The following is a 14,303-nucleotide window of genomic DNA, read 5'->3' on the forward strand; positions in this document are numbered from 1 at the left end:
CCTAACGTGAGCCACGATGAACGACAGAACCTCCCTCCGCCACCGGATCCTGGTCACGCTGGGCGTGATCGTGGTGTTCCGGCTGGGCCAGAGCCTGCCAACGCCCCAGCCGGCCCGTCTGCCGCTGAGCGATCAGTCGTGGCGTTGGATCCTCGACCTTGTCACAGGCGGTCGCCTTGCCACGGTGTTCGGGTTCGGTGTCCTTCCCTGCCTGGTCGCCCCGTTCGTCCTACGAGCACTGATCGTCCTGATCCCGCGGCTGGCGGCGCTCCGGGCGGAAGGTGAAGCAGGCGCCCGGGTGCTGACGCGGTACCGGCGACGGCTCGTCGTCGTGCTCGGCCTGCTGGGTGCCGTCGGCTTGGTCGTGTCCGGCGCCCAGGACGTTCTGGGCGGAGCCGTGACGGTGGCGTGCCTGACGGCGGGTACCGCGGTGGTCCTTCGGCTGACCGAGCTGATCACCGACCGGGGTTTCGGTGACGGCGTCCGGATCCTGCTGCTCGCCCAGGTCCTGGCGGTGCTGCCGCCGGAGTTCCTGCGCCTGTATGAAAAGACGGGCTGGGCCGCCGTCGTGGTCATGGCCGTGGTGACACTGTCGATCACCGTGATCACGATCGCCGTCGCGCAGGGGCAGCGCCGCGTTCCGGTGCAGTACGCGAAGCGGATGATCGGCAGGCGCGCGTTCGGCGGGACGCCGTCCTACATTCCCCTTCGCTTCCCCCAAGCGAACAGCCCGGCCGTGCTCGCCGCGGTCCTGCTGTGGGTCCTCCCCTTCGGTCTGGGAGGTCCTTGGTGGATCGCGGTCTACTTCGTCCTCGTCTGCCTCTTCGCCTTCGTCAGGGCGGCCGTGGCACAGGACATGGACAAGGTGGCGGGCGAGCTGGTGCGGGTAGGCGGTTTCGTCCCCGGGATCCGGCCGGGGAACTGGACCGCCGAGTACCTCGATCACGTGAACCGCCGGATCATCGCCTTCGGGGCGTTCAGCCTGGGAGTGGTCGCGCTGCTCCCGGTCGCCGGTCTGGCCCTGCTGGGCGTCACCCCGGCGACGCTGTTCGTCGCCGGGGTGACCCTGCAGGTGGTGCTCGTCTTCCTGGTCGGTGTCTCGCTCGACACCACGCGGCAGATCGAATCGCTGCGCCAGCGGCGGCGGTACCAACCGTTCCTCCGCTGACCGTTTCAGAAGTGCGGGAGCCACCCGCCACCGAGAGCGTCGGCAGGACCGAACTTGTTGCCGCCCTTGCCGTTCCACAGATACAGCGTGCCGCTGGTCTTGTTGATGGCGCCGATGTCGCTGTGGCCGTCCTTGTCGACGTCGCCGAGGGACATCAGCGTGGCGTGGTAGTCGCCCCAGCCGCTTCCGACGGCGTCGGCGGCGCCGAATTTGTTGCTTCCCTTCCCGTTCCAGATGTAGAGCGTGTTGCCGTCCCGCACCGCCGCCAGATCGGTTTTGCCGTCGTCGTTGAAGTCGCCCGCGATGGGTGCGGTGAAGGGTTCCCAGCCGCCGCCGATGGTGTCGGCGGGGGTGAAGTGGTTGTTGCCCTTGCCGTTCCAGATGTAGAGCGTGCCGTCCTTGACCGCGGAGAGGTCGCTGATGCCGTCGTTGTCGAAGTCTCCGGCGACGGGTGCGGTGAAGGGTTCCCAGCCGCTTCCGACGGCGTCCGCGGCGCCGAACTTGTTGCCGCCCTTGCCGTTCCAGACGTAGAGCGTACCGTTCTTCACCGCGGCGAGATCGGTTTTGCCGTCCTTGTTGAAATCACCGGCGGCGGGCCGGGTGAAGCCTTCCCAGCCGCCACCCACGGGGTCTGCGGTGCCGAAGTTGTTGCTGCCTTTGCCGTTCCAGATGGTCAGGGTGCCGGTTCCGGTGGCGTAGATGTCGCCGACGCCGTTGCCGTCGAAGTCACCGCCGTCCGTGGTCGAGCGCTGCCACAGCGCGCTGACGATCTTCTGCGCGTCACCGGCTTCCGCCTGGTAGCGGTCCGGGTAGGCCGAGACCTGCACCGCCTGGCACACCTCGCCGATCGGCGCCGAGCTCCAGGACCCGTTCGGGTACACCCGCACCATCTTGTCGAGGAAGGCGTTGGTGGCCCAGACGGGGTTGAGCCGGTTCGTCGCGCTGCCCCAGGACGCGCGTTGCTGGAACAGGCCGAGGCTGTCGTGATCGACCTCCTCGCTGATGTTCTGGAGACTCGTCTCGACGATCACCGTGGCGATGGCGATGGCCGCGGCTCTCTGGCTCAGCCCGCGATCGCGGACGGCGTCGACGACCATGCGGGCGCACGACATCCGGTACGCGGTCAGGTATCCCCGCATCTTCGCGGTCAGGGTGCCGTTCAGCTGCGTGGCCAGGGCGGCGTCGCCGCTGGTCGTGCCCGAGCGGTCGCACGGGGCCGTCGCGTAGGCGGCGGTCACCAAGCCGGCCGGTTCCTCTTCGGCCTGCGCGACGGGGGACAGGGCGGTGATCGCGAAGACGGTCAGGGCTGCCGTGGTCACACGGCGGGTGAAGTTCTTCGACACTGGTCGACCCTCCTAGGTCGTGGGGTGGGGACGGAACCGGTCAGAAGTGGGGGAGCCAGCCGCCACCCAGGGCGTCGGCGGGGCCGAATTTGTTGCCGCCCTTGCCGTTCCACAGGTAGAGGGTGCCGCTGGTCTTGTTGATGGCGCCGAGGTCGGAGTGGCCGTCCTTGTCGACGTCGCCGAGGGACATCAGGGTCGCTTGGTAGTCGCCCCAGCCACCGCCGAGAGCGTCGACGGCACCGAACTTGTTGCCGCCCTTGCCGTTCCAGATGTGGAGGGTGCCGTCCTTGACGGCGACGAGGTCGGTTTTGCCGTCGTTGTCGAAGTCGCCCGCGATGGGTGCGGTGAAGGGTTCCCAGCCGCCGCCGATGGTGTCGGCGGGGGTGAAGTGGTTGTTGCCCTTGCCGTTCCAGATGTACAGGGTCCCCTCCTTGACCGCGGAGAGGTCGCTGATGCCGTCGTTGTCGAAGTCTCCGGCGACGGGTGCGCTGAAGGGTTCCCAGCCGCTGCCCACGGCGTCCGCGGCGCCGAACTTGTTGCCGCCCTTGCCGTTCCAGACGTAGAGCGTGCCGTTCTTCACCGCGGCGAGGTCGGTCTTGCCGTCCTTGTTGAAGTCGCCCGCGGCGGGCCGGGTGAAGCCGTCCCATCCGCCACCGGTCGGGTCGGCGGGGGCGAAATTGTTGCTGCCTTTGCCGTTCCAAATGGTCAAAGTGCCGGTTCCGGTCGCGTAGATGTCGCCGACGCCGTTGCCGTCGAAGTCCCCGCCGTCGAGGGACTTCTCGATGACCTTGTCGTAGCGGATGCCGCGGTAGGTGGTCATCTCCGACCAGGAGTTGGTGTTGTGGTTGGTCTTCTGGCCGTAGTCGTTCTCGGAGTAGACCCAGGCACCCGCCGAGTGGTTCTTGGGGTCGACCCACTTCTCGAACAGTTCGATGTGACCGTTCTTGAGCAGTGCGTCACCGGGCAGCAGGTCGTGCAGGCTCGGCAGCCAGGACTTGTGCGAGTAGGACTCGAAGTCGCCGGTGTTGAGGTCCCAGCCGTCGGACTTCTTGGGCAGATGCCAGGCCATCGCGACGAGGCCGGAGCAGTCGGGCCGGTACTTGCCGCCGGTGCCGTCGGAGATCGCGTCCGCCTGGTTCTGGCTGTACCAGGTGTCGCCCCGGTCGTACCAGTACTTGGCACGGGCGATGATCTCGGCGCGGGTGATCACGCCGCCCACTGTGGACGCCGCACTCGCCTCGTTCCGCGTGCCGAACGTGAGCAAGCCTGCGACGAGGGTCACGAGGACCATGACCGCGGAGGCGAACCGTACCGCTCTGGGAGAACCGGAGCTGTTCATGACGACCTTTCCTGAGCATGATGTGGAGTGGACGACACAGAGGCTCCGGGAGGCCGCTGTAGCCACGCTTCAACGCGGGCTACAGCGAGAGGGGCGCGCTGTAGCTGGATCCGCTCTGGGGGAGGGACGGATGAGGTTTTCTCTGCTCGGACCGATGGAGGTGGCGGGCCCGTCGGGGCCGATCGCGCTCCCGGGGGTCAAACCGCGCACGCTGCTCGCCGCGCTGTTGCTGGGCTCCGGCCGGACGGTGCCCGCCGAACGGCTGATCGGCGTGATCTGGGGCGAGGAGTCGCCCACGACCGCCCGCGCGGTGGTGCAGACGTATGTCGCGACGCTGCGCCGGGCGTTCGACACGGCGGGCTTGCCGCAGGTCATCGTGTCCGATCGCAACGGCTACCGCGCCGACGTCGCCGAGGACGCCCTCGACGTGCGGATGTTCGAGCGGCTGGTGGAACGGGGACGGCAGGCCGCGCAGAGCGGCGACCACACCGAGGCGGCGGACCTCTTCCGCACCGGCCTCGCCCTGTGGCGGGGCCCCGCGCTCGGCGGGATCGGGGAGTCGTTCCTGCGCGCCGAAGCGACCAGGCTGGACGAGCTGCGGCTGACCGTCACCGAGGAACGGGTCGACGCGGACCTGTCGGCGGGACAGGGGCCGCGGCTGCTCGCGGAACTCACCGAACTGGTCGCCCTGCATCCCACGCGGGAGCGGCTGCGCGGCGGGCTCATGGTCGCGTTGTACCGGTCCGGACGGCAGGCCGAAGCGCTGGAAACCTACGAACGCGGCCGGAAGGTGTTGGCCGACGAGCTGGGCATCGATCCCGGCCCGGAGCTGCGCCGGGTGCACGAGTCGATCCTGCGGTCCGACACCGCCCTGCTCCCGGCCGTCACTTCCCGTACGCCGCGGCAGCTGCCGTCGCCGCCACCCGACTTCACCGGGCGGGCGCCCGAACTCGCGGCGCTGCGCGCGACCTTGGTGCGGCCGGGCGGGATGCCGGTCGCCGTCGTCTCCGGCGCGGGCGGTGTGGGCAAGTCCACTTTGGCGCACCGGGTCGCGCACGAGATCGCCGAGCATTTCCCCGACGGCCAACTACACCTCGAACTCCACGGCTCCACCGACAGCCCCGCGACCGCCGAAGAGGTACTCGGCCGTGTCCTGCGCGACTTCGATCCCGCGACCACGCCGCCCCGCTCCCTCGACGAGCGCGTTGCCCGTTATCGGACGGTGCTCGCCGGTACCCGCACGCTCGTCGTGCTCGACGACGCCGCGAACGAGGCCCAGGTCCGTCCACTGCTGCCCGGCGGCCCGGGATGCGCGGTGGTCGTCACGTCGCGCAACCGGCTTCCCGCGCTGGCGGGCGCGACGTTCTGCGAACTGGGGGTGCTGCCCGCGGACGCCGCGCTCGACCTGCTCACCCGCATCGTCGGGGCCGAGCGCGCGAGCACCGAGCCCGCCTCGGCCGCCGAGATCACCGAGCTGTGCGGGCAGTTGCCGCTCGCGATCCGCGTCGCCGGCGCGCGGCTGGTGTCCCGGCGGCAATGGTCGTTGTCCCGGCTGGCGAACCGGCTGGCCCAGGAACAGCGCCGCCTCGACGAACTGGTGGTCGGCGACCAGGAGGTGCGGGCCAGTATCAACCTGAGCTACACACTCCTGCCCAAGGCGGCGAGGACCGCGTTGCGACGGCTGGGTTTGCTCGGTCTCGCGCATTTCCCCGCGTGGGTCGCCGCGGCGGCCATGGAGGCCGATCCGGACGACGCGGAGCAAGTGCTCGAAGACCTCGTCGACGTGTCGCTGCTCGAAGTCGACGGCGTAGATCCCTTGGGGCTCATGCGGTACCGGCTGCACGACCTCGTCCGCCTGTTCGCGCTGGAACGCGCCGTCGAAGAGGAGCCTGCCGCGGACCGGGCGGCCACCGTCGAGCGGGTGCTGGGTGCCTGGATCTGGCTGGTCGAGCGGATCAACGAGACCCTGCCGCCGGTCGTGCCGTCGATCCAGGGCACCTCCCGGCTGGGCCGTCCCGTCGCCGAGGAGATCGCGCGGCGGGTCGTGGCCAGGCCGTACGAATGGTTCCGCGCCGAGGAGGAGGCGATGACCACCGCCGTCGAACTGGCGGCGGCGCTGGACCTGGTCGACATCGCGGTCGGGCTCTCGTCGGCCTTGTGCGGCACCGCGTTCGGCGGGCACAACCGGGTCCTCGACGATTCGCTCGGCTCGTGGCGCCGCACCCACGACGCGGCGCTCACCGCCGCCCGCCGCACCGAAAACACCTTGGGCGAGGCGACTTTGCTGGCGGGGCTCGGGCAGCTGTACTACGAGCACGACGACTTCCCCCGATCCCGCGCGCATCTGAGCCAGGCACTGTCGATGTTCCGCGCCGCGGGCGACGTCCGCGGCGAGGCCGCCACCCTCGCCGCGCTCGGCGCCGCCTGCCGTGAGCAGGGCTATCTGCCCGAGGCGGTGCACTTCCTGGACCGGGCCGGGCGGATGTGGTCCGAACTGGACGATCCGGGGGCGATGGGCCATGTCCACCGGCTGGCCGGCACGGTGCGGCTGGAGCTGGGCGAATACCCGGGAGCGCTGACCGCGCTGACCGAGGCACGGGCGTCGTTCGCGGCGGCGGGCTCGCGGCGCGGCGAGGGACTGACCTTGCGCAGCCTGTCGCTGTATCACCGGGCCCGTGGCGAGTGGGCCGAAGCCGAGGAGTTCGCGCGTGCCGCGCTCGCGGTGTTCGAGGGCACCGAGGACCGGATGCTGGCCGCGTATTCCGAACGCGCGCTGGCCAAGGCGTTGCTGCGGCGTGGGGATTCCGTCGCTGCGCGGCGGCTGGCCGACAACGCGCTGGAGGTCTGCCGTGAACTCGGCGATGCCTTCGGCCACGCGTGCACGCTCCGCGTCGTCGGCGAGGTGCATCTCGCGGAAGGCCGGTTGTACCAAGCGAAAGACTGCCTGGAGGACTCGCTCCGGCGGTGGACCGACCTGCGCGCCGAACTGTTCCGGGCACGGACCCTGCGCACGCTCGCGGAGGTCCACGACGCGCTCGGCGACGTGCCGGCCGGGGAGCGGATGACCGCGGAGGCGTGCGAGATCTTCCGGACCTACGGTGCTCGCGAGTATCAGGAACTCTCCGCTGTAACCGGGTCAGGCAGAGGCGGCGTTTCGGGGCGGGGTCGTGAGTGATTCGGAGCGTTGAAGTGAGTGGTGAGGCAAAGGTGTCTTGTCGGGTGGCGAACCAGCATTTGTGTACCTACGTGTGACCGGCGTGGGAGCGAGAGTCCGGTTGTCGTCGCGGTGGCCGTCCTGGTCGTGAACGTTGATCGTGCCGGTCACGCCCCGGGGCGGACGACCGAGCGGGGAAGATCCCGGACGTTGGACGGCCGGAATCTTCCCCGCTCACCCAAGACCACAGCCAGCATTACGCCTCCCTCACCAACGGGGTCGACCGTGGAGGGTTCAGGACGCACAACGTCCCGAATCCTCCACACTCGGCCCGGCCACACCATCGGGTCAGCAAATACTGGTTCACCAAGGAGGCCTTCACGGACCGGCTCTCGGTGGCGATCAGCAGGGTGAAGGGGACTTTCCCCTCATTGCATGAGCGGAAAGTCCCCTTCACCCCGGTCTTGCGGTCCTTGTGGGTGGCGGAGTCCCGGGAGGTGTTGCGAAAGCCACTTTCGCAACGTTGATGGTTGCGAAAGCCACTTTCACAACATCCGGAGCCGGCACGCCGAGTGGCGGCGCTCCAACCTTTGCCCTACCTCCGCTGTAACCGGGTTACAGCGTTCCTGAAGGACGCTCGTGGACAGTGGGGTCCATGTCTTCGTTCGTGTCGTTGTCGGATCCTCACATCGCCGCCGTGCCCGTCCGGGAATGCGGGGAACCCCTGGTGGACCTGCGGGAAACCGGCGCCATCCGGATCGACCCCCGGCTCGCCGACGAACGGGGCGCCTTCGCGCACGTGCGGCTCAGCGTCGCGGACCGGCTCGTCGCGGCGCAATGCCAGCTCCCGCGCGGGCTGCGGCTGCTCGTCGTCGAGGGATTCCGGCCGAGGGAGGTGCAGGAGCGGTACTTCGCGGACAGCATGGCCAGGATCGCGCGCGCCAACCCGGAGTGGTCGTCCGGGCGGGTGGCCGCCGAAGCCGCCACCTACGTCTCACCGCCCGAAGTCGCGCCGCATGTCGCCGGGGGAGCGGTGGATCTCACGCTGTGCACCGTCGACGGCGTCGAACTGCCGATGGGGACCGACGTGAACGCGACACCGCCGGAGTACGGGACGGAATGCTTCACCGAGTCCGCGCTGATCGGCGCCGAAGCACGCGAGAACCGGGAAACGCTCATCGAAGCGATGACCACGACCGGATTCGTGAACTATCCGAGCGAATGGTGGCACTGGTCCTACGGGGACCGGTACTGGGCGTTCACCACCGGGGTGAAGCACGCCCGCTTCGGTCCAGCGGATGGGACTGTCGTACCAGACCTTTAGTCTCCAGGGGTGCCTGAAGCTTCCGAACCCGACGAACGCGTCCCGCCGAAACGCGTCCTCGGCCTCGCCGTGCCCGCGCTCGGCGTCCTCGCCGCCGAACCGCTGTACGTCCTGGTGGACACGGCCGTCGTCGGGCATCTCGGCGCGCTGCCGCTGGCGGGCCTCGCCGTCGGCGGTGTCGTGCTGTCGCAGGTTTCGAGCCAGCTGACGTTCCTGTCGTACGGCACCACCTCACGGACGGCGCGGCTGCACGGCGCCGGTCGTCGTGGTGACGCCGTCCGGGAAGGCGTCCAGGCGACCTGGCTGGCGGTGATCGTCGGGCTGGTGGTGATCGTCGCCGGGCAGCTGCTGGCCGCACCGATCGCCCGCGTCCTGTCCGGGGACGCCGCGATCACCGACGCCGCCGTCTCCTGGCTGCGGATCGCGCTGTTCGGCACGCCGTTCATCCTGATCACGATGGCGGGCAACGGCTGGATGCGCGGCGTGCAGGACTCCGCGAAACCGTTGCGCTATGTGCTGGCGGGCAACGGGATCTCGGCCGTGCTGTGCCCGGTGCTGGTGTACGGCGCGGACTGGGGGCTGGAAGGTTCGGCGATCGCCAACGTCGTCGCGCAGGTGATCTCGGCGTCGCTGTTCATCGCGGCCCTGGTGCGGGAGCGGGTCCCGCTGCGCCCGGAGCCGAAGGTGATGCGCGCCCAGCTCGGCCTCGGCCGGGATCTGGTGCTGCGCAGCCTCGCGTTCCAGGCGTGCTTCGTCTCGGCCGCCGCGGTCGCCGCGCGGACGTCCACCGAGGCCGTCGGCGCGCATCAGGTCGTACTGCAGCTCTGGACGTTCCTCGCGCTGGTGCTGGACTCGCTCGCGATCGCCGCGCAGTCGCTCGTGGGCGCCGCGCTCGGCGCCGGGGCGAGCAAACGGGCGCGCGGGGTGTCGAACCAGATCACCGTCTACGGCCTGGTGTTCGGCTGCTTCCTCGGTGTCGTGTTCGCGTCCGTGGCCGGGGTGCTGCCGCGAGTCTTCACCTCGGACGCGGCCGTACTCGGCCAGATCCCGCACGCCTGGTGGTTCTTCGTCGCGCTGCAACCGATCGCCGGGGTGGTGTTCGCGCTCGACGGCGTCCTGCTCGGCGCGGGCGACGCCGCCTTCCTGCGCAACGCGACCCTGCTGAGCGCCGCGGTCGGGTTCCTGCCGCTGATCTGGCTGTCGCTCGCCTTCGGCTGGGGGCTGGCCGGGATCTGGACCGGGCTCTCGCTGTTCATGCTGCTGCGGCTGGCGACTCTGCTGGTGCGTTGGCGCTCGGGCCGGTGGGCCGTGGAAGGCGCCGTCCGCGTTTAGTCCTCTGGATGCGGTCCTTGCGCAGCACAACCACCGCATTCAGAGGACGAAACGCGGTGGGGGTGGTCTCGTGCTGTGGCGAAAACCACCCGGGTAACGGGTATGTTTCGCCGTTGCTTAGGAGCTACAACTATATGAGGCGGCAGTGCGGGCGTCTCTCACCGCCCGAAACCGCGCCCAAGGAGGACCACTGTGACAGGCCGAGCCACCCGCCGGTCCTGGTTCATCTGGTTGGCCGCCGTCACCGTCTACCTCCTCGCCGTCTTCCACCGCACCTCGTTCGGCGTCGCCGGGCTCCAGGCCGCGGACCGGTTCGGGGTCGGCGCCGCCGCGCTCGGCACGTTCACCGTCCTGCAGGTCGGCGTCTACGCCGCGATGCAGATCCCCACCGGCGTCCTCGTCGACCGCTACGGCCCGCGACGGGTGCTCACCGGCGCCGTGTTCTTCCTCGGTCTCGGCCAGATCCTGCTCGCGGTCGCCGATTCCTACCCGCTCGGCCTGCTCGCCCGCGCCGTCGTCGGCTTCGGCGACGCCCTGACCTTCGTGAGCATCCTGCGGCTGATCGCCGCGCATTTCCCCGGCCGCCAGTACGCCCTGCTCGCCGCGCTGACCGGGGCCATCGGGTACGTCGGCAACCTCGCCGCGACCCTCCCGCTCGGCCTGCTGCTCGACGGTCCCGGCTGGACCCCGACGTTCCTCGCCGTCGGCCTGGTGACGGCGCTCTACACCGCCGTCGTCGCCCTCCGCGTCGAAGACATCCCGCGCGGCCTGCCGGAGCCCGTGCGCGAAAAGGTCCATCCGAAGGTGCTGGGCCGCCAGGTCGCCGACGCGTGGCGCACGCCGGGGACCCGGCTGGGGTTCTGGGTCCACTTCAGCACGATGTTCGCGCCCAACGTGCTGACCATGCTGTGGGGTGTCCCGTTCCTGGTGCAGGGGCAGGGATATCCGAAGGCCACCGCGAGTTCGCTGCTGATCGTCTTCGTCTTCGGTTCGATGATCGGCGGCCCGGTGATCGGCGGCCTGATCGGACGGCGCCCGTCGCTGCGGATGCCGCTCGTCGGCTGGTACATCGGCGGCGCCGCGGTGATGTGGGCGGTCCTGCTCGGCTGGAGCGGCACGATGCCGGTCGCCGTCCTGGTGCCGGTGTTCGCGTTCCTTTCCCTCGGCGGACCGGTGTCGATGATCGGTTTCGCGCTGGCACGGGACTACAACCCGCTCGCGCGCGTCGGCACCGCGACCGGGGTGGTGAACGTCGGCGGCTTCGTGGCCACGACGATCTCGGCGCTCGCGGTCGGTGTCCTGCTGGAGTGGACGGGCGGCACGTTCCGCCTGGCGCTGCTGTCGGTCATCGCGGTGCTCGCGTTCGGCACCTTCCGGATGCTCGTGTGGTGGCGGCGCACCCGCGCCGTGCTGTTCGAGGCAGAGGCCCGCGGCGAGGCGATCCCGGTGCAGATCCGGCGCCGTCGCTGGGACGCCGAAGCGCCGCTGCCCGTCTCGTCCTAGGCAGAGAGCCGAAAGATAGGGTTCGGCCCGTGTCGCGCCCCAATCAGGCTCAAGCCAGCAAACGTCCCGCCCCGCCGCCCGGTCTCGTCATCGTCGACAAACCGTCCGGGATGACCTCCCACGACGTCGTCGCCAGGGCGCGGCGCTTCATGGGCACCCGCAAGGTCGGGCACGCCGGCACCCTCGACCCGATGGCCACCGGTGTCCTCGTGCTCGGCATCGAACGCGCGACGAAACTCCTCGGCCACTTGGCGCTGGACCGCAAGACCTATCTCGCGACCCTCTCCTTGGGACTGTCCACCACGACCGACGACGCCGAGGGCGAGCCGATCGCCGAAGCCGCCCCGGACGTCGTCGAGAAGATCACCGATGAGGCGATCGCCGCCGGGATCGCCGCGCTGACCGGCGACATCCAGCAGGTGCCGAGCGCGGTCAGCGCGGTGAAGATCGACGGCAAGCGCGCGTACGCCCGCGTCCGGGCGGGTGAAGAGGTCGTGATCCCGCCGCGGCCGGTCACCGTGCACCGGTTCGATCTGCTCGCCACGCGCCGCGAGGCCGGCCGGATCGAACTCGACGCGATCGTCGAGTGTTCGTCGGGGACCTACGTCCGGGCACTGGCCCGCGATCTCGGCGCCGGACTGGGTGCCGGCGGACATCTGCTCGCGTTGCGGCGCACCACGGTCGGGCCGTTCACCCTCGCCAAGGCCCGCACCCTCGATCAGCTCGAAGACAAGCCGGAGCTGTCGCTGGACCTCGACGCCGCCGTCGCCGCGGCGTTCCCGCGCCGCGATCTGGACGCCCGCACGGCGCAGGCGGTCCGATATGGACAGAGGGTGCCCGCGGCCGGGATCACGGGCACGTACGGGATGTTCGGACCGGACGGCCGGGTGCTCGCGCTCGCCGCGGACGAAGGCGAACTGGCCCGGTCGGTGGTCGTGTTGCTGCCCGCCTAGGGTGGTGCACGGAGCCGGGCCTGAGGAGACGGGGCTAGAAGTGCAGCGTTGGCGTGGTTTGGGTGACCTCCCCGGGAGCTGGGGACGGTGCGTGGTGACGATCGGCGTCTTCGACGGCGTGCACCGCGGTCATCAGGAGCTGATTTCGAGGACGGTCCGCGCCGCCGCCGAACGCGGCGTGCCGAGCGTGGTGCTGACCTTCGACCCGCATCCGTCGGAGGTGATCCGGCCGGGCAGCCATCCCGCGCAGCTGACCACGTTGCGCCGCAAGGCGGAACTGGTCGAGGGCTTGGGGGCGGACGTCTTCTGCGTGCTGCCGTTCACCCTGGAGCTGTCGAGGCTGACGGCGCACGAATTCGTCCACGAGGTGCTGGTGGACAAACTGCACGCGGCCGCGGTGATCGTGGGGGAGAACTTCACCTTCGGCGCCAAGGCGGCCGGTGACGTCGCCCTGCTCCGCACGCTGGGGAAGCGGTTCGGTTTCGTGGCGCAGGGCGCGGAACTGCAGGGTCTGCTCGCGCAGGAGCAGGCGGACAACGACATCACGTTCTCCTCGACCTACGTCCGCTCGTGCATCGACGCCGGGGACGTCGTGGCGGCGTCCGAGGCGCTCGGGAGGCCGCACCGGCTGGAGGGTATCGTCGTCCGGGGCGACGGCCGGGGGCACGACCTCGGTTACCCGACGGCGAACCTGTCGACGCCGCGTTTCGCGGCGGTGCCCGCCGACGGTGTCTACAGCGCTTGGTTCACCCGTTCGTCGGATTCCGGCCGCCGGCTGCGCGCCGCCGTGTCCGTCGGGACCAATCCGACCTTCTCCGGGCGGGAGCGCACCGTCGAGGCCTTCGTCCTCGACATCGACGAGGATTTCTACGGACAGCACGTTTCGCTCGATTTCGTCGCCAAGCTGCGGGATCAGGTCCGGTTCACGACGTCGGAAGGTCTGGTGAAGCAGATCGACGAGGACGTCGCGCGGACCAGGGAACTGCTCGGCGAGCAGGACTGACCGGACCCGGCCACGGCCGGACGAGAATCGACAAACACGCCCGCCTGGGTGCGTTCCGGTGGCAAGATGTCACGGACCGCGCGCATGGCGTTCGATGGGGTTAGGGGAGCGGACCAGGTGGAGGACCACAAGATCGTCCAGCGGAACATAGCGCTGCAGAAGGAGTGGTACGGGGAACCGCTCGGCGATCGCGTGCGGAGACTGGTCGTCGCCTTCGACATCTCCCAGGCCTTCCTCGCCGAGGTCCTCGGCATCAGCGCCCCCATGCTCAGCCAGGTGATGAGCGGCCGTCGCGCGAAGATCGGGAACCCGGTCGTCCTCGCCAAGATGATCATGCTGGAGCGCAAGGTGCTCGTCCCCGCGGTCGCCGCGGGCGACCGCAAAGCCATGCAGGAAGCGCTGGAAGACGTCCGCGACTCGCGGCCGACGGTGGGCCGGGACAGCATCCCGGTCGGCGCCGTCGCCGACGACCAGGGCGTGCTCGTCGCGCTGCGGGACATCGGCGAGGACGAAGACCTCACCGAGGCCGCGAAGCTGCTCGACGAGGATTTCCCGTCGCTGGCGGACCTGCTGCGCCGGGCGGCCAAGAACGGCTCGTGACCCTCTTCAGCGCGCTGATCCCGCCGGACGGCGTCCTCGACCAGGTCGCCGCCGCGGTGGGCACTCCCGGAGGCGACGGTTTCCGCTGGTCGCCGCGGGAGGACTGGCACGTCACCCTCGGTTTCTACGGCGCGGACGACCCGGCGGAACGAGGCGACTGGCTCGCCGGACGGCTGGCGGACGCGGGCCCGCTCGACCTCCGGCTGGAAAAGGCCGCGACATTCCCCGGGGTCCTGTGGTTGAGTGTGTCCGGAACCGGGCTCCACGAGCTGGCCATCAAGGCCGGCGCGGAGAGTGAGGGCAGGCCGTACGTGGCCCACCTGACACTGGCCCGCTTCCCCCGCGACCGGCCGGACGCCGCGAGCGCGTGGGAGGAGCGGCTGGCCGGGTTCACCAGTGAGACTTGGACGGCGACCGAGGCCGTTCTGATGAGCAGTGACCGTGAGCAGGGCGTCTCGCGCTACCGGGTGATCCGGTCGTACGTGTTGAACCACGCCCGCGACTGAAGCCGCTGATCACGAGGCTGGTAACCTCGATGATTGGGTCCGGCTGCAGTCCGTGGCGGCCGTGACCGTCTCACCCGG

The 14,303-nt window shown here is 69.9% G+C and carries 11 protein-coding genes; 9 read left to right on the forward strand and 2 right to left on the reverse strand.

Translation table 11 applies throughout. The annotated features are described in order from the left end of the window. Positions 1-16 precede the first annotated feature (16 nt). Entirely contained in the window at positions 17-1,168 is a 1,152-nt protein-coding gene (locus AMK34_RS22500; RefSeq protein ID WP_083649966.1) for a preprotein translocase subunit SecY, read from the forward strand. Positions 1,169-1,173: 5 nt separating this feature from the next. Here the strand turns inward: AMK34_RS22500 and AMK34_RS22505 are convergent, their stop codons facing one another. Together AMK34_RS22505 and AMK34_RS22510 are read right to left on the reverse strand one after the other, a co-directional pair. Next, positions 1,174-2,511 carry an FG-GAP repeat domain-containing protein gene (locus AMK34_RS22505; RefSeq protein WP_073846698.1) on the reverse strand — a complete coding sequence of 446 codons (1,338 nt, stop codon included), beginning with the start codon at positions 2,509-2,511 and terminating at the stop codon, positions 1,174-1,176. Positions 2,512-2,551: 40 nt separating this feature from the next. Further along, complete coding sequence (locus AMK34_RS22510) at positions 2,552-3,802, reverse strand: FG-GAP repeat domain-containing protein (RefSeq protein ID WP_158073306.1); 1,251 nt, start codon at positions 3,800-3,802, stop codon at positions 2,552-2,554. A gap of 178 nt (positions 3,803-3,980) precedes the next feature. Here AMK34_RS22510 and AMK34_RS22515 point away from each other — a divergent pair, with 178 nt between their 5' ends. From AMK34_RS22515 to thpR, 8 genes are all read left to right on the forward strand, one after another. Then, complete coding sequence (locus tag AMK34_RS22515; RefSeq protein WP_073846700.1) at positions 3,981-7,025, forward strand: AfsR/SARP family transcriptional regulator; 3,045 nt, start codon at positions 3,981-3,983, stop codon at positions 7,023-7,025. Between the two features lie 634 nt (positions 7,026-7,659). Then, positions 7,660-8,328: a M15 family metallopeptidase gene (locus AMK34_RS22520; RefSeq protein WP_073846701.1), complete on the forward strand. Its 669-nt coding sequence runs from the start codon at positions 7,660-7,662 to the stop codon at positions 8,326-8,328. Between the two features lie 9 nt (positions 8,329-8,337). Next, positions 8,338-9,660, forward strand: coding sequence for an MATE family efflux transporter (locus tag AMK34_RS22525; protein ID WP_038516584.1), 1,323 nt, complete (start codon positions 8,338-8,340; stop codon positions 9,658-9,660). A 192-nt stretch (positions 9,661-9,852) separates the two neighbouring features. Then, a complete protein-coding gene (locus AMK34_RS22530; protein WP_038516581.1) occupies positions 9,853-11,163 on the forward strand; it encodes an MFS transporter in 1,311 nt (436 codons plus the stop codon). A 29-nt stretch (positions 11,164-11,192) separates the two neighbouring features. Further along, positions 11,193-12,116, forward strand: coding sequence for a tRNA pseudouridine(55) synthase TruB (gene truB / locus AMK34_RS22535; RefSeq protein WP_073846702.1), 924 nt, complete (start codon positions 11,193-11,195; stop codon positions 12,114-12,116). Between the two features lie 40 nt (positions 12,117-12,156). Beyond that, positions 12,157-13,119, forward strand: a complete 963-nt coding sequence (locus AMK34_RS22540; protein ID WP_073846703.1) for a bifunctional riboflavin kinase/FAD synthetase — start codon at positions 12,157-12,159, stop codon at positions 13,117-13,119. Positions 13,120-13,236: 117 nt separating this feature from the next. Next, positions 13,237-13,719, forward strand: coding sequence for a helix-turn-helix domain-containing protein (locus AMK34_RS22545; RefSeq protein WP_038516575.1), 483 nt, complete (start codon positions 13,237-13,239; stop codon positions 13,717-13,719). Continuing rightward, entirely contained in the window at positions 13,716-14,225 is a 510-nt protein-coding gene (thpR, locus tag AMK34_RS22550; protein WP_073846704.1) for an RNA 2',3'-cyclic phosphodiesterase, read from the forward strand. The genes AMK34_RS22545 and thpR overlap by 4 nt, the downstream gene beginning before the upstream one ends. Positions 14,226-14,303: the final 78 nt, after the last annotated feature.

It is taken from the genome of Amycolatopsis sp. CB00013 (assembly GCF_001905755.1).
Lineage (GTDB): Bacteria > Actinomycetota > Actinomycetes > Mycobacteriales > Pseudonocardiaceae > Amycolatopsis > Amycolatopsis japonica.